Genomic DNA, 26,891 nt, shown 5'->3' with positions numbered 1-26,891 from the left:
TTGACGGTCGTTTATTCTTTTAAATCTAATTATAAAATTAGACCTAACGTCTATTGTACTACTTGTTGAATATGTAAATCTTTCAAAGAACTCTTCTCGCACCTTCGCCACTCATTCTATGATAAAATCAGAGATGATTTTCGGCGAACGTGGGTGCAAAGATAATATATAATATATTCATAAACCAAATTATTGGGGAAGTTTTTGAAGACAAAATGTGTCATAAATCTTAACCTATTGAAAAACAAGCAAAAATATCCTACATTTTTTTTGCATTCTCCTTCTAAAAATATTTTTCCATCAAATAATCTATCCTGTATTCTTCTAAAATTAATGTAAAACCGCGCATACAATCTCCCCTTTTGCGACAGTCAACTTTGAACGAATTCAAACAAAAATCGCAACATCGCTGTCGGTTTATTTGAAGTATAATGAACACTTTTCTGTTAGAGGTACCTCTAAATTGTTTTACACCTACCTCTAAATCGATTTACACGTACCTCTAAATTGTTTTAGACGTACCTCTAACAGAAAACAGAGGTAGGTATAACAAAAAAGCAGTCTGCATGCTACAGCAAAACAGTGTGAATCATGTTTTTATTTCCTTTGGATGATGAGAGGATAGGATCAATGCATTATTTATAGTACCGCGCGTACAATATTATATAATAATAAGTTTTGATTTTCTGTTTTATCCTATGATATCCTGGTATGTCTTTCGGTTTTAAAGCAACAAAGAGCTATCACCATAGCTTAAAAATCGAAAATCATGAGTCAGTGCATAATCGTAAATTGATTTCCAGTCTTCTTTTACAAAGGCTGAGATAAGCAGGAGCAGTGTACTTTTAGGTTGATGAAAGTTCGTAATAATCCCTTTTACAATTTTGAAATCATACCCTGGAGCTATAATAATTTGTGTTGTTGTAATCAGCGTATCCCTCTTCTTCCGATCCAGATAATCCAATATACGTTGTAAAGCATCTGTTGCAGTTAATGTTTTATTTTCAATTTCATAAGGGAGCCATTGTCCGACAGCTAATTTATCGGGGGATATCTCCGGATCGCTTTCCAATATAGAGCCTATATAATACAGACTTTCCAATGTACGCACAGATGTTGTTCCTACAGCTATAATCTGATGAATATTCTCCTTAATTTTTTCAATTGTTTGGCGAGATACCGAGATATATTCGGTATGCATCTCATGGTCTCCTATTTTTTCGCTTTTAACCGGTCGGAAAGTTCCTGCACCAACATGTAAGGTCACTTCCGCTCTATCGAAGCCTTTAATGTCTAATTCCGATAATACCTCCGGAGTAAAATGTAAACCTGCTGTAGGCGCGGCAACAGAACCTTTTATTTTAGAATAGACTGTTTGATACGTTTTCAAATCACTCGACTCTGTCTGGCGATGAAGATAAGGAGGTATCGGCAATATGCCGGCCGCTTCTAAGAGTTCTGCAAAAGTAAAATCGGCCTCCCACGTAAATTCAATCAAATGGGTATCTCCATTTGATTGTTGTTTGACTGCTTGTAATAGAGTCTCCTTCCCATGAACCCGTATTTTCTTTTGTAAGACCTCCCCTTTCCATTTCTTCAGATTACCGACAAGACAAGTCCAACTACACTGTTTTGTTTGTTGAAAAATCTGTATATAATCGTGAGGAACAGCAGGTTCCAAGCAAAATATTTCTATTTGCGCTCCGGTCTCTTTCTGAAAAAGCAAGCGAGCCTGAATCACACGTGTATTATTAAATATGAGTAAAGCCTCCTGAGGTAAATGGTGGGTTATACATTTAAAGAGTGTTTCGTTAATTTCTCCATTCCTATATAACAGGAGTTTTGATTCGTCTCTCTTCGGCAGAGGAAATTTTGCAATCCGATCATCCGGTAGTGCGTAGTTATAGTCTTCAATTTGTATTTGTTGAATCGCTTTTGTCATATTTTTACGCTATAGTCGTTATCAAAAAACCACGCAAAAGTAACAAAAGAAACAGGATAAATCGTACAAAATGAGAAGTTAATGTCATTCATCAAAACCCTTGCAGACTCTTTCGACACCAGCTGTTGAAAGGTAGCTAACCAACGTTAGTTGAAGATTCTGATCATTTTGTTGCAAATCCTGAAAGCCATAACTTGAATTAGTTGTAAATTCTGATCAATTAGTAATCGTGGATAAAAAAAACAACAAAAGTTTGAACATTTTGCAAATTAACCCTCTTCCGATCCATTCAGGCTTCGTGCCCTACCTTATATTTGCCCAAGAAGAAAGAATAATACAGATTACAGATTAAAACAACACTTTTTCGTAAAAAACAAACTGATAGGATAGATATGCTACAATTAGAAAAAAAATTGATCGGAATGCAAGACAATATGATGACGTTTGCCATGTCGTTGACTTCCAATCGAGAAGACGCACAAGATTTACTTCAGGATACCACTTTACGCGTTTTAGATAACCAGGAAAAATATACCGACAATGTAAATTTTAAAGGATGGGTGATGACTGTCATGCGCAATACCTTCATTAATCAGTATCATCGGATCATTCGTTCACAAACGATTATAGATCAATGTGCTGATTTGTATCATATGGAAATTATGAATGACTCCGGCTTTGATTCGCCTGACGTCTCTTTTCACTTAAAAGAGATCACCAAAGCGATTGATGCCTTAGAGGATGATTTGCATAACCCTTTTTCTTTATACCTCAGCGGTTATAAGTATGCCGAAATAGCGGAGACCTTAGACGTTCCGATCGGGACAGTAAAAAGCCGTATATTCTTAGCCCGCCTTGAACTGCAAAAAGCATTGGTTGATTTTAAAAAGCATTGAACGAATAGAATAACACTATCTTATAGAGTCAAGATCACTTTACAGCGGTAAAGTGGTCTTTTTTATTATGCTTTCCATTTCGCAGATATTTATCTACTTTTGTTTCTTAAATAAAAGTAAAGAGATTATGCAGATAAAAATTGGTGATAAAGTTCGTTTTCTAAATGCTGTAGGAGGAGGAGTTGTAACACGTTTTAAAGGGAAAGACCAGGTATTGGTTGAAGACGAAGATGGGTTTGAAGTTCCCGCTTTGATTCGAGAATGTGTTATTGTAGGGAATAGCGAGATGCAGGTTAGAAGTTCCAATAAACCAAAAATAGCTCCCCCCATAGAGCCTCCCAAGACTGTAGAACAGCCTGAAGAGAAAATCGTCGAAACGCGGGAAGGTGAACGATTGAATCTCTATATGGCTTACCTTCCGATAGATCCTAAAACGATGACACAAAGCGGGTACGAAGCCTATTTTGTCAATGACAGCAATTATTTCCTGTTCTTTAATTATATGAACCGTCAGAACAACAGTTGGATCAGTCGATATAACGGATTGATTGAACCCAATACCCAGATCTTCCTGGAAGAATTCGGAAAAGAAGCACTCAATGACCTGGAAAGAGTTTGTGTACAGTTTATCGCATTCAAGAAAGACAAACCTTATATATTAAAAAATGCTGTTTCTGTAGAACTTCGCTTAGATACGGTTAAATTTTATAAGATCCATTGTTTTACCAAAAATGATTTTTTTGAAGAGGATGCACTGATTTATCCAATAGTCCGTAACGACCTACCGGAAAAGGAGTTATTAATTTCAGCGTCCGAGTTACAGGAGGCTATGCAACAAAAAGCAAAAAACGACCGCAGAGAACCACACCGCATACCAAAGAAAAAAGTATCAGATCCAATTATAGAGGTTGATTTACATATTAATCAACTATTGGATAACACAAACGGTTTAAGCAATGCAGATATCCTGGATTATCAGTTGGAGAAATTTCATGCTGTCTTAGCGCAATACGCCAAAGAGAAAGGTAAAAAGATCGTTTTTATTCATGGGAAAGGTGAAGGAGTCTTACGTACAGCTATTGAAAAAGAGCTGAAAACGAGATACAAACACTATCAATACCAGGACGCTTCTTTTAGAGAATACGGCTTTGGAGCAACGATGATTATCATAAAATAGCATCTGTATGGCGACGGAAATCGAACGAAAATTCCTGGTCAAGGGAGATTTTAAGAAAAACTGCATACAGATTAAGCGGATTAAGCAGGGATATATCTGTGCACTTCCGAACAAAACGGTACGAATTCGTCTTACCGATGAGAAAGGGTTTCTGACGATAAAAGGAGCTTCCGATGAAAAAGGTCTGACTCGGTATGAGTTTGAACAGGAGGTTGCGATAAAAGACGCCGAGGATCTTTTTGAACTATGTGAACCGGGTCGTATTGATAAAACAAGGCATCTTGTAAAAGAAGGAGACCACGTTTGGGAAGTCGATGAGTTTCATGGTGAGAATGAAGGGTTAATCCTTGCTGAAATAGAACTGACCTCCGAAGAGGATTCTTTTGAGATACCCGAATGGGTGGGAAAAGAAGTGACCGGTGATCTTCGTTATTACAATGCGATGCTCACTCAAAATCCATATACACAATGGGAAGAAAAACTTAATCGCAAATAAACAGTGAAAATAATTTTATAACTAAAAAAATACATACAATGAAAAAATCGATCTTGATTTTGTTAGTCGCTCTTTTCGTCTTGCCGACAACTAAGGCAGATGAAGGGATGTGGCTCTTACCGCTACTTAAGCAACAGAAGTTTGCAGAAATGCAAGCTTTAGGTTTGAAACTCCAGGATTTTGATATCTATGACCCGGAATCGGCATCATTAAAAGATGGTGTTGTCATTTTCGGGGGCGGATGTACCGGAGAGGTGGTATCTCCGGACGGATTGGTTTTAACCAATCACCATTGCGGATACGGACAGATACAACAACATAGCACCGTAGAGCATGATTATCTGACAGATGGATTCTGGGCGATGAGCCGTGAGCAAGAGTTGCCGAATCCGGGACTGACCGTTACATTTATTGATCAAATAGAAGAGGTCACCGACTATGTGAAGAAAGAGTTGGAAAAAGAGACTGATCCGAACAGTATGAACTTTCTGTCACCCAAATACCTGAATGGTCTGGCGGCAGAAAAGGTCGGCGAACAGTTTTTGCAAAGCAATCCCGGCACAAGCGTAGAAATACGTGCCTTTTATGGTGGCAATAAATATTATATGTTTACCAAAAAGACTTATTCAGACGTGCGGTTGGTAGGTGCTCCCCCCTCCTCGATCGGCAAATTCGGAGCAGATACCGACAACTGGATGTGGCCGCGCCATACCGGTGATTTTTCCGTATTCAGAATCTATGCAGATGCACACGGCAACCCGGCAGCTTATTCGGAGACCAACGTTCCGCTTCGTCCCAAACGTTGGTTTAAAATATCCCTCAAAGGCGTTGAAGAAAATGATTTTGCCATGATCATCGGTTTCCCTGGAAGGACAAATAAGTATTACACCTCTTGGGAAGTGGCCGAACGCAGGGATATCGACAATACAGTCAGAATTAATATTCGCGAACTACGTCAACAGGCGATGTTGGAAGAGATGTTGAAAGATCCGAAAATCCGTATTCAATACTCAAGTAAGTATGCCGGTTCGACTAACGCATATAAAAATGCGATCGGCACCAACTGGGCCATCGACAAACGCTCTTTCGAGCAAGTAAAAAAGGAAGAACAAGACAAGCTGATTGCCTGGGCAAACAAAATGAATAAACCGGAATATTCTAAAGCCTTGAATACATTAGAACAGATCGTTTCCGACAGAAAAGATCTGCGGTTCAGAAACTGGGTATTAGATGAAGCATTAGCCAGAGGCATTGAGTTTGTAAGAGTTCCGACCAATATTCAACCACTTGTGGATGCGCTACAGAAAAAGGATAAAACGGTTCAACAAGAGCAATTGCTATTGTTCGAAAAAGGGTATCAACGTTTTGCAGACAAAGACTACGCTATTGCTGTAGATAAAAAAATATCAAAAGTCCTATTAAAAGAGTATAGACGTTTGATTCCTATCAATGCACAACCTTCGTATTTTAATGTGATCGACCAAAAGTTTAAGGGTAACGTAGATCTGTTTATCGAACACCTGTTCGATAAATCGATTTTCGGAAGTGATGACAACTTTAATCGATTTAAAGCTAAACCATCCGTAAAAGCGCTTCAGGAAGATCCGATGATTTTATTTGCCAAAGCCGTTATGGATGAAAGAAATACTTTAACAAAAGCTATTGCCGATTTCGACACAGGTTACTCCATCGCTCATCGTACCTATGTCAAAGGATTGCTTGAGATGTATCAGGAGAAGGCTAATTTCCCGGATGCCAATTCAAGCATACGTTTGACCTACGGCCAAGTGAAAGGATACGAACCACGAGATTGCGACTATTACGGACATCAAACGACCTTGGAAGGTGTTATGGAAAAAGAAGACCCTAACAACTGGGAGTTTGTTGTACCGGATAAGTTGAAAGCTCTTTATAAAGCACAAGACTACGGCCCCTACAAACTATCAAACGGCAAAATGCCTGTCGCTTTCTGTGCTACTACTCATACCACAGGAGGAAACTCAGGTAGCCCCGTTTTAAATGCCAATGGCGAACTGATCGGAATTAATTTCGACCGCAACTGGGAAGGGGTCGGAGGAGACATACAGTATCTACCCGATTATCAACGAAGTATCATAGTCGATATCCGATATGTGTTGTTCGTTATCGATAAATATGCCGGGGCAAGTTATTTGTTGAAAGAGATGGAATTGATGAATCAGTAGTCACAAGGTGAGGTATTGAAACAAAGAAAGCGGGTGATTAAATCACCCGCTTTCTTTTGTTATATGTAAAATTCGTGTCGAATATAGTTCAATTAAAACGAGAGTTTTTCTAATTCTGTTGCTTTCACTCTGAAAATATGGCCGTTTCTTGAGAAAACCAATTCACCACCATCTTTCTTTTTTTCGTTTACTAATCTCTGAAATGCAATATTTGCGCCTTTTACTATATTTTCTTCGAATTCTCTAACTTCTTGCTCACTCATGATGTTCAAGTTTAGTATAAATAATCGGATTGTATATCTCTTTTGTTTCTCCCTTGAATCCTTTGGCTATTATTTCCATCGGAGACATAGAGTTGTCAGTTATCATCCAATAATCACTAATGGGAAGATATAGTTCGAACAGATTTTTGATACCGGCCGAGTAACGGCGACGTATCGTATTCTCTGGAATGTTGTGCCCGCCGGCAGCAACTCTCATTTTTACACGTTCAACTGCTAAATCTGGTGTATTCAACCAGAAATACAACAATGTCACGTAATATCCTTCCCTTTGTGCTTCCCGTATCAAGTTTGCAACCGACCGGGTGGCTAGTGTAGTTTCCATTGCAAAGGTCTTACCTGTTGCGATAAGTTCCTTAATGCGCTTATACATTATACGACTGGCTTCAACGGCAACCGCGATACTATCTGCATTAAACGGGGAAAGCCCCTTGGCTATTTCGTCGGAATTAACAAACTCTTTACACTTCAGCATTTCGGGCAGAATTGTGAAAGACGCTGTTGTTTTACCTGCTCCATTACATCCAGAAATAATGTATAAATATGGCACTCTCTACTGCTTTTTGACGCGACAAATATACATATTACTTTTATATTACAATGAATTTAATTCTCAAAAATAGTGAAAATGTGCACGAAATGTACTTGAAAGTAAGCAATTCGTTGGCTAAAAAGGGTGTTTTGTCATAGAATGTAACTCTTGAATCGTGCGTGAGTACAGCATTTTCCCATCATTCAACAAAAAGTAAATCACTCATGATATGATCTGAAATAAAAATGCCTTTTTTTGTCAGCCTGACTCCATTTTCTTTTTCTATGACTGTGCCTTGTTGTAAAAATGGAGTCATTTGCTTTTGGCAATAGGTCATTAATTCCTCTCCGAAGAGTTGTAAAATCTCATCGTAACTGATTCCCCACATCGTGCGCAGACGAGTGATAACATAATCATTGTACCGGGTATATAAGTCCAGATTTTCTGTTTCTACAGCCAGAATACCCTTTTGAACTCCCGCTATATAAGAAGGCATAGAGGAGATATTCCATTGGCGGCTTATCCCATTATACGAATGAGCCGAAGGACCTAGCCCTACATACTTTTTCCCCATCCAGTACGAACTGTTGTGTTGGGAGATATAGCCCGGACGAGCAAAGTTTGATATTTCATAATGGGCGTAACCTGCCGCAGAGAGTTTCTCCATTAAACTCGAAAAGAACGCCACACTATCCTCTTCATCAAGCGGGTTTATTTCTCCACTTTCCAATAGACGATACAAAGGTGTACCTTCTTCATAAATCAAATGATAGGCAGACAGATGCGGTATATCCAATGCCAAGAACTGATCCAGATTTTCTTCCCATTTTGTCAGCGTTGAGCCGGGCAGTCCATAGATTAAATCCAGACTCAGATTCGTAAAACCTGCTTGTCGGCACCGGTCAACGGCTGCAACCGCCTGTTCAGCAGTATGCCGGCGATTAAGAAATTTCAAATCCTCCGGATCAAAACTTTGCACCCCGATACTTATCCGGTTAAAAGGCAAAACAGCGAGTGAAGCGAGATAATCAATAGAGAGATCATCCGGATTTGCCTCTAATGTAATTTCCCGACATCGGGAGAGGTCGAATAACAGATTGATCTGTTCAAATATCCGTTCAAAATCGGATACCGCAAGTTGTGAAGGCGTCCCACCTCCCAAATAAATCGTTTCAATCGCTTCCCCTTCCAAATAATGTTTCCTCAACTCCATTTCACGAAGAAGTGCCTCCATATACATTGTTTTATATTGCATATCCGTGTTCGAAAAGAAGTCGCAATACAAACATCGTTTCGTACAAAAAGGAACATGTATGTATATCCCGGCCATAACTACTCGCTTTTTTGAAAGGAGAGGCAAAGATACACAACTATTCTTTTATGATAGAGTCATAAAACATCAAATCTGACACTATTTGAAGCTTGTGCGTTATATCAAACTCACCTTAATTACGTTCAGAAAATAAGCCGATCGCTTCTCCCAAGCGTTCCAATCATCGGTTTTTTTTCTGTAGATCAATTAATCGTCTAACAGCTGTGTCACTTTCGTCTAACAGTTGGTGCACTTTCGTCTACCAACTGTTGCCTAATCGTCTACCAGTTGGTAGACGATTAATTGATTCATAAAAAACAGTTCGGATATCTGAATAAAATGCATAACGCATCCAGTAAAAAAAGGGAGAGCAATATGGAATCTTCAAACATGACACTCCCCAAAACAAATCAAATTTCTTAATTTTTTTCATCGCATACCTCAATAAACAACTCTGCTTCTTTTGATACGAATGATAGAATAACGTCCATCCAACTAAAACCCACAAAATCCGGGAAGGTCTTAAAAAACATTGTTCTAAAACATAAGGGGTAAATTGTTTTTTACCCTAACAATCGATAATTTGCGGCGTCTTAAAAAAAAATGCGTCAGACTTATTATTGTTCAACCAAATAAAATCCTGATATCATGAAAGTATATCAAACAAACGAAATTAAGAACATTGCCATTTTGGGAAGTTCTGGCTCTGGGAAAACCACTCTCGCTGAAGCTATGCTTTACGAGGGTGGAGTTATAAAACGTCGCGGTACAGTGGATGGAGGCAACACGGTGTCCGACTATTTCCCGGTTGAGAAAGAGTATGGCTACTCGGTATTCTCAACCGTTTTCAGTGTTGAATGGCAGGACAAGAAATTAAATTTCATTGACTGTCCGGGTTCAGATGATTTTATCGGCGGTGCTGTTTCGGCTTTAAACGTGACAGACACGGCGTTGATGGTGTTGAATGCGCAATACGGTGTTGAGGTTGGTACAATTAATCAATTCCGTTATATCAATCAGTTTAAAAAACCTGTTATATTCATTGTGAATCAGCTGGATAACGACAAAGCGGATTTCGATGGAACAATCACCCAATTGAAAGAACGTTGGGGAAGTAAAGTGGTACAAATCCAGTACCCAATCTCCACAGGACAAGGTTTCAATGCCGTTGTGGATGTTTTGAAAATGAAAATGTACAAATGGAAACCCGAAGGTGGTGTTCCTGAAGTATTAGATATTCCGGCAGAAGAACAAGATAAAGCGATGGAATTGCATCAGGCGCTTGTCGAAGCCGCCGCAGAGCATGATGATGCTTTGATGGAAAAATTCTTTGAAGAAGGATCTCTGAGTGAAGACGATATGCGTGCAGGTATCCGGGCCGGATTGATTAGCCGGGGTATGTTCCCTGTATTTTGTGTCTGTGCCAGCCGCGATATGTGCGTGCGCCGTACTATGGAATTTTTGGGGAATGTTGTACCTACACCGGATAAGATGCCGGCTATAGTGACAACATCCGGAGCGGAAGTAAAACCTGATCCAAGTGGTCCGACAAGTGTCTTCTTCTATAAAACAACGATCGAACCTCATATCGGTCAGGTCTCATACTTTAAAGTGATCTCAGGAAAAGTCAAAGAAGGGGATGATCTATTGAATACAGATCGCGGTTCGAAAGAACGTATTGCCCAACTATTCGTCACAGCCGGACAAACCCGTAATCAAGTGACCGAAATGGTTGCTGGTGATATCGGTGCTACAGTAAAATTAAAAGATCTACGCCGTGGAAATACATTGAACGGTAAAGGCGCTGATTATAAATTCGACTTTATAAAATACCCGGATCCGAAATATCGCCGGGCTATAAAGGCTGCGAATGAATCAGATTCTGAAAAGATGATGGAAATTCTTATGCGTATGCGTGAAGAAGATCCGACATGGATGATCGAACAATCGAAAGAGTTGAAACAAACAATCGTTTCAGGTCAGGGTGAATTCCATTTGCGCACGTTGAAATGGCGTATGGAAAACAACGATAAGATCATGATCGAATATCTTGAACCCAAAATACCTTATCGCGAAACGATCACCAAAGCTTCACGCGCCGACTACCGTCATAAAAAACAATCAGGGGGTGCCGGACAGTTTGGAGAGGTACATATGATTGTTGAGCCTTATCATGAAGGCGTTCCGGTGCCGGAGACTTATAAATTCGGTGGACAGGAGTTTAAAGTATCCGTGCGTGATACGCAAACAATTGATTTGGATTGGGGTGGTAAACTCATCTTTATCAACTCGATCGTAGGAGGATCTATCGATACGCGTTTCTTACCGGCTATCCTGAAAGGAGTTATGGCTCGTATGGAACAAGGCCCATTGACCGGATCATATGCCCGCGACGTGCGTATCATCGTTTATGATGGAAAAATGCACCCGGTCGACAGTAATGAAATCTCGTTTATGCTGGCAGGACGTAATGCCTTTAGTACGGCATTTAAAGAAGCAGGACCGAAGATCCTTGAACCGGTATACGACGTAGAAGTATCTGTTCCGGCAGAGTATATGGGTGATGTGATGAGTGATTTACAAGGACGTCGTGCAATCATCATGGGTATGAATAGTGTGGATGGATTTGAAAAACTCTCAGCCAAAGTGCCTTTGAAGGAGATGTCAAACTATTCTACCTCTTTAAGTTCTATTACAGGTGGACGTGCTTCATTTACTATGAAGTTTGCCAGCTACGAACTGGTGCCGTCGGATGTACAGGATAAACTGCTTAAAGAATACGAAGCATCACAAGAAGAAGATTAAAATTCTTTATCTCATAAATGTACTTTTTTGGAGGGTCATACTTTGTGAAAGGCATGACCCTCTTTTTATTTATAAAATTTCTATTCGTGTTTTAACCATGCAGTTAGGATATTGTTCATGGACTACAGCAACCATGCGCTCATGCATATCCATTTGAAGATCATGGCCGGTTTGAGAATCAGTCGTGCAAAATGGGATAAAGAGTTCAATATATCGTCTTTGTACATCTTTGACCAATATATCTATTCCTCGTTTGTTCCACTCCGGATCAGTTTCTAATGCAACACAAACCCGATCACGCACTTTTTTAATAGGCAACTTCTGGTCGGTATACAAATAAACAGTCCCAAACGCATTGTTATTATGCGATATTTCCGGAAACAACTTATTTTGAAAAAAAGCGTGAATGGTTCTCATATTTCTTTGCATGTATTTTGTGGATAAACGAATTTTCTAAATATTGCTTGATGATTAAACACCTGATACCTCTACTTGGTTCAAAAAAGGATAATACGACTATCGGTGCCGGTAGTGTCGTGACCAAATCGATCCCGGCAAACTGTCTGGCAGCAGGGAATCCTTGCAAAGTGATTAGAGAATTATACATTCAGACAGCAATAAATCACTCAAACAGATAGAGATAGATATCGAATGTTTTTATGTTGATAACTTTTATTGTATCCGCTGTATAGTGCTCTTTTTTTCTCTATTTTTGTTAAGGCAAAATTCACTGCAAATATGGACGAAAGCGCACTCGAAAAATTGAAAATTCTGGCAGAATCAGCCCGTTACGATGTATCATGTGCATCGAGCGGCACGTCACGTTCCAATAAGAAAGGAACAATAGGGAGTGCTGCCGGTTGGGGGATCTGCCACAGTTTTTCGGAAGATGGGCGATGTATTTCGCTTCTGAAAGTGATGCTAACCAACTACTGCATCTATGATTGTGCCTATTGCATCAACCGCAGAAGCAATGATATCCGACGAGCTACATTATCGGTTACGGAATTGGTAAACATAACCATTGAATTTTATCGACGAAATTATATCGAAGGGCTTTTTCTCAGTTCGGGAGTCGTTCGTAATCCGGATTACACCATGGAAAGATTGGTTAAAATCGTGAAGGATCTCCGTACAATACACCGCTTTAATGGCTATATCCATATGAAAAGCATCCCGGGTGCAAGCCGTGAACTCGTTCAGGAAGCGGGACTCTATGCCGATCGTTTGAGTGTAAATCTGGAAATACCTAATGAAGAAAGTTTGAAAAAACTCGCTCCTGAAAAAGATTTCAAGAGTGTGTTTGCTCCTATGCGTTATATTCAGCAAGGGGTATTGGAAAGTGCCGAAGAACGAAAACGACACCGGTATGCTCCACGGTTTGCCCCGGCCGGACAAAGTACGCAGATGATTATTGGAGCGACTCCGGAAAAGGATAAAGATATTCTTCGGGTTTCCTCAGCCTTGTACCAAAGAGCCTCCATGAAAAGGGTTTATTATTCGGGGTTTGTCCCGGTGAACGAATATGATCCACGGTTACCGGCATTGAAACAACCGCCGTTGGTTAGAGAGAACAGACTTTATCAGGCCGACTGGTTGTTGCGTTTTTATCAGTTCAAAGTGGAGGAGATTGTAGATGATGCCTTCCCGGATCTGGATCTGGAAATAGATCCGAAACTGGCATGGGCGTTACGGCATCCGGAGCTCTTCCCGGTAGATGTCAATAAAGCAGATTATGAGATGCTGTTACGTGTACCAGGAATTGGTGTAAAATCAGCTAAACTGATTATTGTCTCCCGAAGACATACGCGTTTAGGAACCGAACAACTGAAAAAAATCGGTATCGTAATGAAAAAGGCACAGTATTTTATTACTTGCAGGGAGTTGATGATGCAGACGGTGAATGAACTAAGGCCGGAGAATGTACGGGGACTTTTAACTCAGAAGAGAAACCGTAAGTTTGATGAGAATCAACTGATCATACAATTCCAAGATTAACGCACATGAATATCTTTATTTATAACAAAACCCTTGAAGGCTTATTTACCGTTGTATTTGATGCGTATTTCAGAAAAACATTCCCGGATCTTTTATTGGGAGAGAATGATCCTTTACCACTTTTTTATGATGAACTGATATACAGCGTAACCGATGAACAAAAAACGGATCGCGTATGGAATGCGTTAACAAAAAAACTCTCGAAAGTGGCACTTTCGCATATTACTGTTAGCTGGTTGTCAGAATTGCCCGAAGTGGATATGCTTATATTCAGATATATCCGAAAAAACCTGGATGCACCAAAGTCTATTGAAACGAATTTTGGAGATCCTGATGTATTAGAACTCTCTAAAATATGGAAAAAGGTCGGACAGGAAAAACATCGGATACAACAATTCCTACGTTTCCAGAAAGCGGCAGATGGTACTTTTTTTGCGGCTATGGAACCGTTATATGATGTATTGGCTCTGAATATTCCTTTTTTAAAGGATCGTTTTGCCGATCAAAAATGGTTGATCTATGATTTGAAAAGGGAATATGGATATTATTATGACCTAAAAGAGGTAGTAGAAGTGCGTTTTGAACAGAAAGGAGATCATCTTATCTCCGGATTATTGAGCGAGGATATTATGGATAAGGAGGAGAAACTTTTCCAACAGATGTGGAAACAGTACTTTAACGCTATTGCAATTAAAGAACGTATGAATCCAAAACTACAGCGTCAACACATGCCTGTTCGATTCTGGAAATATTTAACTGAAAAGCAATAAAATTAAAAAGGCCCCTTATCCTGCCGGATAGGAGCCTAATGTCTCAATCATATCATAAGGGAACTACCCTAAATACGATTTCAGGAGCTTGCTACGGGTGCCTTGTCGCAATCTTCTGATTGCTTTTTCTTTGATCTGGCGAACGCGCTCTCTCGTGAGGCCAAATTTATCGCCAATCTCTTCCAAGGTCATTTCTTGGCAACCAATACCGAAAAACATCTTGATAATTTCACATTCTCTTTCGGTCAATGTAGCAAGTGCTCTATCAATTTCTTTGGCTAGAGACTCGTTCATCAACGACCGGTCGGCAATAGGAGCGTCATCGTTCACAAGCACATCCAAAAGGCTGTTGTCTTCGCCTTCCACAAATGGAGCATCCACAGAGATATGACGTCCGGATACTTTCAACGTATCGGAAATTTTATCTACCGGGATATCCAACTCTTCTGCAAGTTCTTCAGGCGAAGGTCTGCGCTCGTTTTCCTGTTCGAATTTAGAAAAGGCTTTACTGATTTTATTCAGTGAGCCTACCTGATTCAATGGAAGACGAACAATACGTGACTGTTCGGCCAACGCTTGCAAAATGGACTGACGAATCCACCATACGGCATAAGAAATAAACTTAAACCCTCTTGTTTCATCAAACTTTTCTGCAGCTTTTATCAAACCAAGATTACCTTCGTTAATTAAGTCGGGTAGACTTAACCCTTGATTTTGATATTGCTTAGCTACGGAAACGACGAAACGTAAGTTGGCTCTGGTTAATTTCTCCAATGCTTTACGGTCTCCTCTTTTAATAGCCTGTGCCAATTCCACCTCTTCTTCTACTGTGATAAGATCCTCTCGTCCAATCTCTTGAAGATACTTATCCAGCGAAGCGCTTTCGCGGTTGGTAATGGACTTCGTAATTTTTAATTGTCTCATTCAATCAATATTAATTGAGAATATTGGGGTGCAAAGATAATACATTTTATCGAAAGATTGGCTGAACGCACTCCACATTCAGCCAATTAAAAACCTTTAACAATCTTTTTGCCTATAAAAACCTATTCTATTCTCTAAATTATTCCGCAAGATCTATAGCATAGTATTTGGTACGCCCATTTGGATAAATACCTTTAATAAACAACACTTGATCCTCACTATCATTTCTCAGGACACGTTCAACAACCTTTTCAAATTCTTCCGGTGTTGAAACCCTTTGGTCATTTACAATCAGGATAATATACCCTTTAGAAATTCCGGCGTCACGAATCTTTCCATTTGATACACCGGCCACTTCAATACCATAACTAATCCCTAATTGTTGCTTCTGTTTCTCAGACAGTTCTTTAAATGCCGCACCTAAAACTTCCGACACATCTCCTTTGCTCTGAACAATCTCTGTATTTCCCTGAGCATTGCGTAATTCCACAGTAAACGTTTTAGCCGAACCATTGCGATCGACTGCTACTTTCACTTTATCGCCAGGACGGAACTTATTGATCTGCTCCTGCAATCCGTTTGCAGTTCTTACACGGACATCATTAACTGCTGTAATTACATCTCCTTTCTCAAGCCCTGCTTCTTTGGCAGAACTTCGTTGTGCAAAGTCTGATACATAAGCACCTTCTAATACTTTCACTTTACTCTTTTCTTCTTCAGGAATATTGCTGACATCTGCAATCATAACCCCTAAGATGGCTCGTTGTACGGCTCCATATTGTTTTAAATCACTCGCCACTTTTCCGGCAATACTAATAGGCACTGCAAATGAATAACCTGCAAAATTTCCTGTTTCCGAATAGATCGCCGTATTAATACCGACCAACTCTCCTTTCGTGTTGACCAGCGCTCCCCCGCTATTTCCGGGATTAACGGCGGCGTCTGTTTGAATAAACGATTCAATACGGCTGCGATCACCACCTCCGGCTGAAATACCACGTCCTTTTGCACTGACAATACCGGCAGTCACTGTAGAGGTGAGATTAAACGGATTCCCAATAGCCAATACCCACTCTCCCACTTTCAATTTTTCAGAATCTCCAAATGGAATAGTAGGCAGATCTTCTGCACTAATTTTAATCAATGCAATATCTGTAGATGGATCAGTACCAATCGTTTTGGCAACAAATTTCCGATTATCATTCAATGTCACTTCCAATTCATCAGCACCTTCTATCACATGATTGTTGGTAATAATATATCCGTCGGTAGAAATGATTACCCCAGATCCGGCACCTACTCGCGGTTGTGGCTGACGTTGATAACCTCTGTTGCCGAAACCAAAGAAATACTCAAATGGATCTATATATTGCTGGCGTCCGCCAGACCGGGCATTGATATTGGTTGTTGCTTTGATATGCACAACGGCATGTACCGAACTCTCAGCCGCCACAGTAAAATCGATACTCTCTGCTGCAATAGTGTTCAAGTTGGCCAAATGCACAGGTTGTTGTCTAAACCCGTATTCGGATTCCACGAAATACGAAGATTCAGCCTGTTTTTTGTTCATCATATACGCACTCGTCCCAACGGCTGCCCCTACACTTACGGCAACAACCAAAACGATTCCCAGCATATTCTTCCACGTTTTCTTCATAACTTTCTTACTTTTAATTAAACACTTAAATTTAACATTTCATTGATGACAAATTAAATTCAAAAAACGTGCAGATACTCTTTTTTAGTACATTTTTTATCACTTTTAACGAGTTTCTCCCAAACCTTAACTGGGATTAACAGTACCGTGCATAACATATTACTCTCTTAACATTTTCAGACTGACAAAAGGTCACATCCACATATATACAACAGCTAATAAGTCAGAAAAGTTATTCAAAAAGACAGTTTATTCGTCGACGTTCGCCAAATTGATTATTTTAATTATACCTTTGCCCCCTACAGCCTGTCGGTCTGTCGCTTATATAAGTGATTATATGAGAGGAAAGTCCGGGCAACACAGAGCACCATACTTCCTAACGGGAAGCTATCCGCAAGGGTAGAGTAGCGTAACAGAAAATAACCGTTTCGCTTAGCGGAATAAGGGTGAAAAGGTGAGGTAAGAGCTCACCGGGTTTCATAGCAATATGAGATGCCGTACGTCTTATGGGTTGTAAGGTCATGTATACCGGCGCAGTAGAGTTGCTCGCTCGATGCCGGGGGGTAGACCGCTAGAGCTTGTCGGTGACGGCAAGTCGAGATAAATGGCAGACGCTTTATCTTATTTATTAAAATAAGTAAAGAACAGAACCCGGCTTACAGACAGGCTGTTATTTTTTTATAATCATCATTATTATGGGTAGAAATAATAAAAAAGAAAGTAAACCCTCCTTTTTTGAACAGATCAGTTCATTTATTTCAAAAGCGATTCATTTTATTACGTATGATATCTGGCGGATAACGGGTAACGAAGTGAGTGGAATAAAAGAGTTAGGAATAAATACAATAAAAACCATCCTGTTAGCCGTTCGCAGTTTTAATAATGAAAATCTACAAAGCAGAGCTTCGGCACTAACATACAGTACATTATTGGCTATTGTCCCCATGCTGGCCGTATTGCTGGGTATTGCCAGAGGTTTTGGGTTTCAGGATATTGTCCGCAACGCTTTAGGTGACTATTTCCCGGGGCACGATAATGAGTTGAACAAAGCGTTTGAATTTGTCGATGGTTATTTAACACAAGCCCAAGGAGGTCTGATTGTTGGGATTGGAGTTATCTTGTTGCTTTATACCGTAGTTAATCTGATTTCCAATATAGAAGATACATTTAATGATATCTGGCAAATCAATAAATCACGCTCAATACCGCGGAAAGTCACCGACTATTTAGCGCTCTTTCTGATTATCCCCGTTCTCATGACGGCATCAAGTGGTATATCCATTTTTATATCCTCCCTTCAAAATACCATCCTTGATCAATTTGTATTCTTAACCCCATTTGTAGATGCCATACTGAAAACAGTCCCTTTTGTGATCGCTTCGCTTGTTTTTGCCGGACTCTATATTTTCCTGCCAAATACCAAAGTACGGTTTCTGCCCGGATTAATGGCAGGAATTGTTGCCGGGTGTGCATTCCAAATATTTCAATACATCTACATCAGTGGTCAGATCTGGGTCACAAAATACAATGCCATTTATGGTAGTTTTGCAGCTATACCACTCTTGCTGCTTTGGTTACAACTCTCCTGGCTAATCTGTTTGTTTGGTGGAGCACTCGCTTATGGGGCACAAAATGTTGGAAAATTCAGCTTTGAAAAAGACAGTAAAAACATCAGCCGGAGGTATAAAGATTTTATTTTTGTACTCATCACATCACTGATTGTCAAACGATTTGAAAAAGGTGAAAAACCATATACTGCCGACGAACTTTCAGAAACATACCACATTCCGATCCGCCTGACCACCGAAATAGTATATACCTTAACCGAACTCCATATATTAACGGAAGTCATTGACGATAAAGACGAATGGGTGATCTACTATCAGCCGGCCATTGATATCAACCAAATATCTGTTGCCTATCTGTTAAACCATCTTGATCAGCTTGGTTCTGAAAATTTTAAAATCGATAAAACGGAGAGATTCAATCCAGAATGGAGAGCGGTCTTAAAAGTTCGGGAAGATATGTTTCATACAATGGGAGATATTCTTTTAAAAGATCTTTGATCGTAAGGCGCAAATTATTCAACTGAAATCAAAACAAATAACCTGCGCCTTATTCTCATTATTTATATTGCATCATTTTACTGATATACTTTCCGACAATATCAAATTCCAGATTGACAACAGTCCCAACCGCTATTTGACCAAAGTTGGTAAAGTCATGCGTGTACGGAATAATGGCCACCTCAAAACTATCCTCTTGGGAATTACACACCGTTAAACTGACACCATTCACACAAACAGACCCTTTCTCAACAGTCATATATCCCTGTCGCGCCATCTCTTTATTGAAGTCATATTTAAATGTATAATACCAACTGCCATCCGCTTCCTTTACATTTTCACAAACAGCCGTCTGATCAACATGTCCCTGCACGATATGCCCATCCAATCTGCCATTCATGATCATGCTACGTTCCAGATTCACCCTGTCGCCGATTTTTAACAGGCCAAGGTTTGAACGATCTAAAGTCTCCTGAATGGCTGTTACCGTATAAGTATCATCCGTTATGCGGACAACAGTCAAACAGACGCCATTATGTGACACGCTTTGATCTATCTTTAGTTCACCCACAAACGAACAGTTCATGGTCAGGTGGATATTCCCTCTTTCTGCTTCAATGCCTACAACAGTGGCCGCTTCTTCTACGATTCCTGAAAACATATCTTTCTGATTTAATAAGTTTGAGACATCAAAAATACGCATTTTAAACACCTAAAACAAATGAATATTTTTTGCGTTCAGCCTATTGCTGGTTTTCGAAAAGCCAACATACATTTCCACACCCTCCCATGGAAATAGAAAAAACATGCTGTCCCTTTTTTTATAATATCTGAAAGACTATTCTGTCAGACGCACCTCTGTTTTTTGTTAGAGGTACGTCTAAATTTGTTTAGAGGTAGGTGTAAATTGATTTAGAGGTACGTCTAAATTGTTTTAGAGGTACCTCTAACAGAAAAGTGTTCATAAAGGTGCAAATAAACCAAGCCTTCGTTTGAAAAACTGTCGGTTATGTCTGAAAAATGAAGGATGAAGAAGTTTTGTTTATCCAATATGTTCTGAAAAGCGGCAGGAAGGTTCTAAAAATTCGCAGAATACAATATCTTTGCCAAAATATCCACGTCAAAGCATATTCATTCATTAAAAAATTATACAAACATGAAGAAGTATTTTTATCTCCTGACTACAGCGCTTTTACTCGTAGCCTGTGCGCAACAACCTGGCTATAAGATCTCCGGCACAGTTTCAAATGCAGATCTGAATGGTAAATACATCTATCTCTATGAATACAATAAGAGTATCGAAAACCCATTGGACAGTACTTTAGTTGAAAACGGGAAGTTCACTTTTAAAGGTGATCAACTCACCCCTACCCTCGGCGTGATTGAATTTACCTCGAAAGACTTTGAACCTCAACGGGCTCAAACAGGCTTGAATGCACCTTATAAAGCTATATTTGTTCTTGAAAATGGTCAGTTGACCGTAGATTTAAATGAAACACCGACAGTGACAGGAACTCCCGAAAACAATGACTGGGCAACCCTTCAAACCGAACTACTCAAAGGATTGACTACAGAACATGAGGATGAAGAAGCTGCATATAGACAACTGATGTCGCTCGTTCAACAATATATTCAGAACCACCCCGACAATGTCTCTTCTGCTAAATTAGTCTATGATTTCAGACACAGTTTGGAAGAAGATTTCCGTCGCCAGGCAATCAACAATAGCGGAGATCTGTTCAAATCAGTTGCCGGAGTCGATAAATTAATCGAACATCTTGCTACACTCGAAAAAGTAGCTATCGGCAAAAAATTCACCGATTTTGAAATGGCTGACCCGAAAGGCAATGCGATAAAACTTTCTGATTATGTAGGAAAAGGGAAGGTTGTATTAATCGACTTCTGGGCCTCTTGGTGTCCACCGTGTCGTCGCGACATGCCGCATCTGGTAGAAGTTTACAAACAATACAAAGGTAAAAAATTTGAAGTTGTAGGCGTTTCTTTAGACCGTACACACGATGCGTGGGTAAAAGGGATTGAGGAGTTAAATATTACATGGCCACAAATGTCCGATCTGAAATATTGGCAATGCGAAGGCGCTGCATTATATGGAGTTAACAGCATCCCTCATACCGTATTGATTGATGGCGATGGTACGATTATCGCTAAAAATCTCAGTGGAGAATTGTTAGATGCCAAACTGGCAGAAATACTGAAATAGGCGTTCAAATCACAAACATTCCTTGTGTAGCTTTCATCTTTCAACTATATTTGTGCGTCAATTAACGCCTAAATACTCTTGTAAAAACAGATGTAGGCAGTCACAGAAACAGAACAGTTTTATTATCATACATAAAATTAATTAGCGATTATGATTTATTCTCACGAAGTACAACAAATGTGTGTTGTAAAAAAGGGGGCAAACCATCCGAATGCTCCAATTCCTGAAGAAGGAAAATGGGTTAGAGCAACTCAAATCACAGACATCTCTGGTCTGACTCATGGTGTGGGTTGGTGTGCTCCTCAACAGGGGACTTGTAAATTGACTCTGAATGTCAAAGAAGGTATAATCCAGGAAGCGTTGGTTGAAACAGTCGGTTGTTCAGGAATGACCCACTCTGCTGCTATGGCTTCTGAAATCCTTCCGGGAAAAACATTACTGGAAGCATTAAATACCGACTTGGTTTGTGATGCAATTAACACGGCTATGCGTGAATTGTTCCTACAGATCGTTTACGGTCGTACACAATCGGCTTTCTCTGAAGGTGGTCTGCCTATCGGTGCTGGTCTGGAAGACTTGGGTAAAGGATTACGCAGCCAGGTTGGTACCATGTTCGGAACATTGGCTAAAGGTCCGCGTTATCTGGAGATGGCAGAAGGTTACTGTACACGCATGGCATTGGATGCCGACGGCGAAGTGATCGGTTATGAATTCATCCACTTGGGTAAATTCATGGATATGGTGAAAAAAGGAACGGATGCTAACGAAGCGTTGGAAAAAGCCAAAGGAACCTACGGACGTTTTAAAGATGCTGTAAAATATATCGATCCGAGACATGAGTAGAAGAACAATATTCATACGCGTTCTCAGTGGGCTGATTGCAGTAACAGCGATTGCGTCTGTTATTGCCTATTTTGTTTTAAAGCCAGACAGACCGTGGATGGCATTCTTTGTAGCCTGTTGTGGTGGCGTACTTATTGTTAACTTCATTCTATCATTAATCCTGGTAATTAAGAATTTTAAAAAGTAAAAATAATATGGCTTTATTTGAAAGTTACGACCGCCGGATAGATCACATCAACGCGGTTTTAAAAGAATATGGTATCAACAGCATCGAAGACGCAAAAGCCATCTGCGACGCGAAAGGTATCGACCCTTATACCATGTGTAAGGAAACACAACCGATCTGTTTTGAAAATGCATGCTGGGCTTACGTCGTAGGTGCAGCTATCGCTATAAAGAAAGGTGCTAAAACAGCAGCCGAAGCAGCCGAAGCGATTGGTATCGGCTTGCAGGCATTCTGTATCAAAGGATCAGTAGCCGACGACCGTAAAGTAGGTATCGGCCACGGAAACCTGGCAGCCCGTCTGCTTCGCGAAGAGACCAAATGTTTTGCATTCCTGGCCGGTCACGAATCATTCGCTGCGGCAGAAGGAGCAATTAAAATCGCAGAGATGGCCAATAAAGTACGTAAAGAACCTTTACGCGTTATCCTGAACGGTTTAGGCAAAGATGCTGCGATGATCATCTCACGTATCAATGGCTTTACTTATGTGCAAACTCAATTTGATTATGCTTCAGGGGAAGTCAACGTTGTTAAAGAAAAAGCTTATTCCGAAGGTTTGCGTGCCAAAGTAAAATGTTATGGCGCCGACGACGTTCGCGAAGGTGTAGCTATTATGGCCAAGGAAGGTGTTGATGTATCCATTACAGGAAACTCCACAAATCCGACCCGCTTCCAACATCCTGTTGCCGGTACATACAAAAAAGAGTGCCTGGAAAACGGACGGAAATACTTCTCTGTCGCTTCAGGTGGCGGTACAGGCCGTACACTTCATCCGGATAATATGGCAGCTGGTCCTGCATCCTATGGTATGACCGACACAATGGGTCGTATGCACGGTGATGCTCAGTTTGCTGGTTCTTCATCTGTTCCTGCACACGTAGAAATGATGGGATTCCTTGGAATGGGTAACAATCCGATGGTAGGTGCGACTGTTGCAGTAGCTGTGGCTATTGAGCAAGCGAAATAAAAAATATCATCTGACAATAAAAGGCTGTAATTCAAAAAAAGTTACAGCCTTTATTTTTTCCGGACAGTTACTTTTCATTCATAAGCAACCAAGCAAAAAAGAGTAAAACCGACTTATTTCTCCTATTTATTCATTTTAACCTACTATTATTACATATTTTACATAAAACAGAGTCGCTGATTGAAAGATCATTTTAAATTTGCATTATTAAATTGTGTGTGTCATGAAAGGCGATTCTTTTTATGATAATTTTCTACAAATTATCTCAGATAAATATCCGAGAAAGGCTGATTTAAGCAATAGGTTACTGGATATTCTTCCCATTTCAAAAGAAGCGTTGTATCGAAGATTGAGAGGAGAAGTTCCCTTCTCCTTCCAGGAAATCGGCTTGATATCCGGTAAGTTAGGCATATCCCTCGACAGTATTGTCGGCATCACCTCAACAAAAAGCAGACCATTCCACCTGAAATTAACCAATTATGCACAACCGGAAAGAACCGATTATGTTATGATTGAAGAATTCCTTACAATCCTCAATGAAATAAAAAAAGATCCGGACTCCGAAATGGGAATTGCAACTAAGATATTTCCCGATGCATTACATTTAAAATTTGAATATCTGACTCGTTTTTATCTTTTTAAATGGCTGTGTCAATTCGACAACAAGAAAAAGACAATTTTATACAGTGATGTGACCCAGACAGGCAGAATATTGGAACTACTGGAAGAGAAAAGAAGAGCATACGGACATTTCAAAAAAACAGACTATATCTTCGACAAAATGATCTTCCAGAATTTTGTAGATGACATCAACTATTTTGCGGATGTAAATATCATCAGTACAGATGATCTGAAATTACTAAAAAAAGACCTATTGCATTTTGTCGGTTACTTGGAAGAGATCGCCTACAAGGGGGAGAATGAATTTGGAAATAAGATAAACATCTATATCTCCAACATCAATTTTGAAACAGGTTTCTCTTACATCTATTCCGAAAAATATAAATTAAGCCTGATCCGATCTTTTACGTTATACGACATCATTTCTTTAGACGAATTAACCATGGAAAACACAAAAAAATGGACCTATTCGTTACTCAGATCCTCCACTCAGATATCGGAAAGTGGAGAGATACAACGTCGCAATTTCTTTAATGAACAACGAAAGATCATTGATGCTATTTAAAAAGACCACAGCCTATTACACCCAAATAAATCGTTTTTTCCTCCCTTAATTCACCGGATATTCATTTCAAGTGCTTATATTTGTCTAAATAGTTTTAAAACAACAAATATGATCAGACTCCTCTTGGTTCTCTCTTCCTTTTTACTGACCTTGAATGTGAATACTTTTCAAAAATTTGAGTGGGAACAATACGGATTATCGTTCAGCGTCCCGGCCGATTTTAAACGGGTTGGCAATAATAAAGAGTCGTTCGAAGCCAAAAACGACAACATTCACCTGGCCATTGAAGTCTTTGACTATAAAGGGGTAAGTGCTGAAAATATGGGAGAAATATTAGGCGGCATGGCCAACGACGCCGGTATGCAAAATGCGGAGTTCGGTGAGCTGGTACTGACTACACTTGAAGGCGCCTATATCGAAGGAACAGTAGGCGGAATAAATATGATCTTCGTCGCACTCATGGATACCGACTCGAATGTCGCTCTTTTGGCTTCTATCACTTATATCAACGGATTTGAACAAGATGCGACAGATATCTGCAACAGTTTTGCAATTAAAAATTCCTGATCGCACAAAAAAGGCTATCCGTTTGGGACAGCCTTTTTAAACGTCAAATCGTTCTTTCAAAATTTCTTTTTCATCGTATACACTTCCAGATCAGCCTTACCTTCAATCGCTTTCACAAACGCTTTGAAATGATCCGTATTGTTATGATAATCTATGGCTTGTTGAGATTTCCACACTTCAATAATCGTCAATTTATCCGAATTACTGGTATCTTCCCATACCACATAAGCGACATTACCTTCTTCCTTACGAGTACCTTCAACGACAGCCTCTAAAGCTTTCAACACTTCACTTTTATAAGCCGCATTCACTGTAACATGCGCTACAATCGTTAACTCTCCTTCATTTGTCTGTGCCTTTGATGTGACAGGATTCAAGACAAACATCATAAATAAAGCACTTAAAATCAATCCTTTTGTAATAACCTTTTTCATACCAAATTGTGTTTTTTAATTATCAATTGCCAAAGATAATTCTTTTAGATGAAATGAAATGTAATTCGATTAATTATCCAACTCAATTTTAGATAAATTACCTGAATGATCACCATAATAAAGCGTTGAATCATCCAGCCACCCGATATAATGATCATACCTGTATTGCTCGTCATCATTCTGAGAACCGGTGACTTGTCGATATGTTTCGAGATTTATATCATAAACCCAAATCTGATAGGATCCCGAACGGTTGGATAAAAACGCCACACGATTCCCATCCGGTGATACTGCCGGACTTTTATCATCCCATAACGAAGGGAATAACGGACGAATCTGTTTATCCTCCAAAGAGAGTATATATAAAGAAACTGGAGGAGGGACGGGCACTGGGGGGACTCGTGTTAAAGCATCTTGATACCCTTCAAACAAAATAAACTGATCAGTCACAGCCATAATAACAGTCATGATTTGTGTAAAATCAAAATAAAAAGTCTGTAAATCAATGAACTGTTCATCCTCCATCGTTTCCAAATCAAGTATACGAATTCCAACTTGATAAGAGTCTACTTCATACGAAAAATAAAAGACCTTGGTGTTATCCTTGGAGAACACAGGAAATCGATCCCTTGAATCCCGTTCTTTAGTCAAAGGTTTAATTGCTTGTGTTTCTAAATCATACAGGGAGATATACGACGGTTCTTCAGACAGCCTTAAGTTGAAAGAGTTTGCTGTAAATAATAACTGCTTGCTGTCATACGACCAATACGGATCACTATTAGACCCAGCCAACAGTTGTATTATTACTGATTCGTTTATAGAAGAAAAAAATAACGATTCTTGCGAATAATGCGATTCGACATGAGCCACCTTCTCTAAATCAGGAGAAAACACGGTTCGGATAACAGACTGTGACTTTCCTGTATAAAAGAGTTCCGTCTTCGGTTCTATTCCCGGAACCAACATGATAGTAGAAGTTTTTCGCGATTCAAATCCTTTACGAATCGATTTCACATAAAAATAAACAGGAATACCATTGGGCAGATTATTTACGGTATGAGTTACAAAATCACGATACGTTATCTCCTCGATTTTCTCAAACCCGTTTTCCGGATGTGAGGATTGATAGATCTCATAGGATGTAGGGAGAGATACATTATAATATGGCATACACCTTGTTTGCAACCCGGGAGTCGAAAAGTCGGAATATATATTCTCTTCCCCCCACCGAAAGGTAACAGAATGATCTCCGACAACTGTCTTTCTCAAATCGGCAACCGATAACATATCGGAATATATCTCTTCGCCATCCTTATCGCAAGCAATAAACAGAAAGAATATCAGTAGAAGCGGGTAATAGGATCTTGTTTTCATACGTTTTTCATAAGTT

General features: G+C 39.7%; 24 protein-coding genes and 1 other RNA gene. 15 read left to right on the top strand and 10 right to left on the bottom strand.

Going from position 1 to position 26,891, the window contains the following annotated elements; translation table 11 throughout:
• Positions 1–724 precede the first annotated feature (724 nt).
• Positions 725–1,942: an S-adenosylmethionine:tRNA ribosyltransferase-isomerase gene (locus tag M2135_RS11410; RefSeq protein WP_280748634.1), complete on the bottom strand. Its 1,218-nt coding sequence runs from the start codon at positions 1,940–1,942 to the stop codon at positions 725–727.
• A gap of 386 nt (positions 1,943–2,328) precedes the next feature.
• On the opposite strand from M2135_RS11410, the gene M2135_RS11405 reads away from it, so the two are divergent.
• From M2135_RS11405 to M2135_RS11390, 4 genes are all read left to right on the top strand, one after another.
• Entirely contained in the window at positions 2,329–2,838 is a 510-nt protein-coding gene (locus tag M2135_RS11405) for an RNA polymerase sigma factor (protein ID WP_280748635.1), read from the top strand.
• Between the two features lie 127 nt (positions 2,839–2,965).
• Positions 2,966–4,015, top strand: a complete 1,050-nt coding sequence (locus tag M2135_RS11400) for a DUF2027 domain-containing protein (protein WP_280748633.1) — start codon at positions 2,966–2,968, stop codon at positions 4,013–4,015.
• 7 nt (positions 4,016–4,022) lie between these two features.
• Entirely contained in the window at positions 4,023–4,511 is a 489-nt protein-coding gene (locus M2135_RS11395) for a CYTH domain-containing protein (protein WP_280748632.1), read from the top strand.
• A 38-nt stretch (positions 4,512–4,549) separates the two neighbouring features.
• The gene (locus M2135_RS11390) at positions 4,550–6,715 is read left to right on the top strand and encodes a S46 family peptidase (RefSeq protein WP_280748631.1); all 2,166 of its coding nucleotides are present in this window, start codon (positions 4,550–4,552) and stop codon (positions 6,713–6,715) included.
• A 92-nt stretch (positions 6,716–6,807) separates the two neighbouring features.
• Here M2135_RS11390 and M2135_RS11385 read toward each other — a convergent pair whose 3' ends face one another.
• The 3 genes from M2135_RS11385 to hemW all read right to left on the bottom strand — a co-directional run bounded on the left by M2135_RS11385 (position 6,808) and on the right by hemW (position 8,858).
• Positions 6,808–6,978 (bottom strand): hypothetical protein, encoded by a 171-nt coding sequence (locus tag M2135_RS11385; protein WP_280748630.1) that lies wholly within the window; start codon positions 6,976–6,978, stop codon positions 6,808–6,810.
• The gene (locus M2135_RS11380; RefSeq protein WP_280748629.1) at positions 6,971–7,546 is read right to left on the bottom strand and encodes a zeta toxin family protein; all 576 of its coding nucleotides are present in this window, start codon (positions 7,544–7,546) and stop codon (positions 6,971–6,973) included. Before M2135_RS11380 ends, M2135_RS11385 begins: the two co-directional genes overlap by 8 nt.
• A 181-nt stretch (positions 7,547–7,727) precedes the next feature.
• Positions 7,728–8,858 (bottom strand): radical SAM family heme chaperone HemW, encoded by a 1,131-nt coding sequence (gene hemW, locus M2135_RS11375; protein WP_280748628.1) that lies wholly within the window; start codon positions 8,856–8,858, stop codon positions 7,728–7,730.
• 630 nt (positions 8,859–9,488) lie between these two features.
• Between hemW and M2135_RS11370 the strand changes: the two genes are divergently transcribed.
• Entirely contained in the window at positions 9,489–11,645 is a 2,157-nt protein-coding gene (locus M2135_RS11370) for an elongation factor G (RefSeq protein WP_280748627.1), read from the top strand.
• Between the two features lie 69 nt (positions 11,646–11,714).
• On the opposite strand, the gene M2135_RS11365 is transcribed toward M2135_RS11370, so the two are convergent.
• Positions 11,715–12,062 (bottom strand): hypothetical protein, encoded by a 348-nt coding sequence (locus tag M2135_RS11365; RefSeq protein WP_280748626.1) that lies wholly within the window; start codon positions 12,060–12,062, stop codon positions 11,715–11,717.
• A 50-nt stretch (positions 12,063–12,112) separates the two neighbouring features.
• Here M2135_RS11365 and M2135_RS11360 point away from each other — a divergent pair, with 50 nt between their 5' ends.
• The 3 genes from M2135_RS11360 to M2135_RS11350 all read left to right on the top strand — a co-directional run bounded on the left by M2135_RS11360 (position 12,113) and on the right by M2135_RS11350 (position 14,413).
• On the top strand, positions 12,113–12,283 hold the full coding sequence (locus M2135_RS11360) for a hypothetical protein (protein ID WP_280748636.1): 171 nt from the start codon (positions 12,113–12,115) through the stop codon (positions 12,281–12,283).
• Between the two features lie 100 nt (positions 12,284–12,383).
• Positions 12,384–13,643 carry a putative DNA modification/repair radical SAM protein gene (locus M2135_RS11355; protein ID WP_280748625.1) on the top strand — a complete coding sequence of 420 codons (1,260 nt, stop codon included), beginning with the start codon at positions 12,384–12,386 and terminating at the stop codon, positions 13,641–13,643.
• Between the two features lie 5 nt (positions 13,644–13,648).
• Positions 13,649–14,413 carry a TIGR03915 family putative DNA repair protein gene (locus M2135_RS11350; RefSeq protein ID WP_280748624.1) on the top strand — a complete coding sequence of 255 codons (765 nt, stop codon included), beginning with the start codon at positions 13,649–13,651 and terminating at the stop codon, positions 14,411–14,413.
• 63 nt (positions 14,414–14,476) lie between these two features.
• On the opposite strand, the gene M2135_RS11345 is transcribed toward M2135_RS11350, so the two are convergent.
• Both M2135_RS11345 and M2135_RS11340 read right to left on the bottom strand, forming a co-directional pair.
• Entirely contained in the window at positions 14,477–15,337 is an 861-nt protein-coding gene (locus M2135_RS11345) for an RNA polymerase sigma factor RpoD/SigA (RefSeq protein WP_277464157.1), read from the bottom strand.
• A 139-nt stretch (positions 15,338–15,476) separates the two neighbouring features.
• Positions 15,477–16,994, bottom strand: a complete 1,518-nt coding sequence (locus M2135_RS11340) for a Do family serine endopeptidase (RefSeq protein ID WP_280748623.1) — start codon at positions 16,992–16,994, stop codon at positions 15,477–15,479.
• Positions 16,995–17,295: 301 nt separating this feature from the next.
• Between M2135_RS11340 and rnpB the strand changes: the two genes are divergently transcribed.
• Both rnpB and M2135_RS11330 read left to right on the top strand, forming a co-directional pair.
• An RNA gene (rnpB, locus tag M2135_RS11335) (RNase P RNA component class A) lies at positions 17,296–17,669 on the top strand.
• A gap of 20 nt (positions 17,670–17,689) precedes the next feature.
• On the top strand, positions 17,690–19,060 hold the full coding sequence (locus M2135_RS11330; protein ID WP_280748622.1) for a YihY/virulence factor BrkB family protein: 1,371 nt from the start codon (positions 17,690–17,692) through the stop codon (positions 19,058–19,060).
• A gap of 58 nt (positions 19,061–19,118) precedes the next feature.
• On the opposite strand, the gene M2135_RS11325 is transcribed toward M2135_RS11330, so the two are convergent.
• Positions 19,119–19,721, bottom strand: coding sequence for a riboflavin synthase (locus M2135_RS11325; protein WP_280748621.1), 603 nt, complete (start codon positions 19,719–19,721; stop codon positions 19,119–19,121).
• Between the two features lie 495 nt (positions 19,722–20,216).
• On the opposite strand from M2135_RS11325, the gene M2135_RS11320 reads away from it, so the two are divergent.
• The 5 genes from M2135_RS11320 (at position 20,217) to M2135_RS11300 (ending at position 25,067) form a co-directional block, all read left to right on the top strand.
• Positions 20,217–21,281 (top strand): AhpC/TSA family protein, encoded by a 1,065-nt coding sequence (locus M2135_RS11320; protein ID WP_280748620.1) that lies wholly within the window; start codon positions 20,217–20,219, stop codon positions 21,279–21,281.
• Between the two features lie 150 nt (positions 21,282–21,431).
• Positions 21,432–22,124 (top strand): hypothetical protein, encoded by a 693-nt coding sequence (locus tag M2135_RS11315; RefSeq protein ID WP_280748619.1) that lies wholly within the window; start codon positions 21,432–21,434, stop codon positions 22,122–22,124.
• A 194-nt stretch (positions 22,125–22,318) separates the two neighbouring features.
• Positions 22,319–23,314: a GGGtGRT protein gene (locus M2135_RS11310; protein WP_280748618.1), complete on the top strand. Its 996-nt coding sequence runs from the start codon at positions 22,319–22,321 to the stop codon at positions 23,312–23,314.
• A gap of 223 nt (positions 23,315–23,537) precedes the next feature.
• The gene (locus tag M2135_RS11305) at positions 23,538–24,500 is read left to right on the top strand and encodes a hypothetical protein (protein WP_280748617.1); all 963 of its coding nucleotides are present in this window, start codon (positions 23,538–23,540) and stop codon (positions 24,498–24,500) included.
• A gap of 108 nt (positions 24,501–24,608) precedes the next feature.
• On the top strand, positions 24,609–25,067 hold the full coding sequence (locus M2135_RS11300) for a hypothetical protein (protein WP_280748616.1): 459 nt from the start codon (positions 24,609–24,611) through the stop codon (positions 25,065–25,067).
• Between the two features lie 56 nt (positions 25,068–25,123).
• Here M2135_RS11300 and M2135_RS11295 read toward each other — a convergent pair whose 3' ends face one another.
• On the bottom strand, positions 25,124–25,501 hold the full coding sequence (locus M2135_RS11295) for a putative quinol monooxygenase (protein ID WP_280748615.1): 378 nt from the start codon (positions 25,499–25,501) through the stop codon (positions 25,124–25,126).
• A 69-nt stretch (positions 25,502–25,570) separates the two neighbouring features.
• Positions 25,571–26,875, bottom strand: coding sequence for a hypothetical protein (locus tag M2135_RS11290; RefSeq protein WP_280748614.1), 1,305 nt, complete (start codon positions 26,873–26,875; stop codon positions 25,571–25,573).
• Positions 26,876–26,891 lie beyond the last annotated feature (16 nt).

Source organism: Parabacteroides sp. PF5-9 (genome assembly GCF_029893105.1).
Taxonomy (GTDB): domain Bacteria; phylum Bacteroidota; class Bacteroidia; order Bacteroidales; family Tannerellaceae; genus JARXWG01.
The sequence above is the reverse complement of the archived record's forward strand: the minus strand, read 5'-3'. Positions and strand labels throughout refer to the sequence as shown.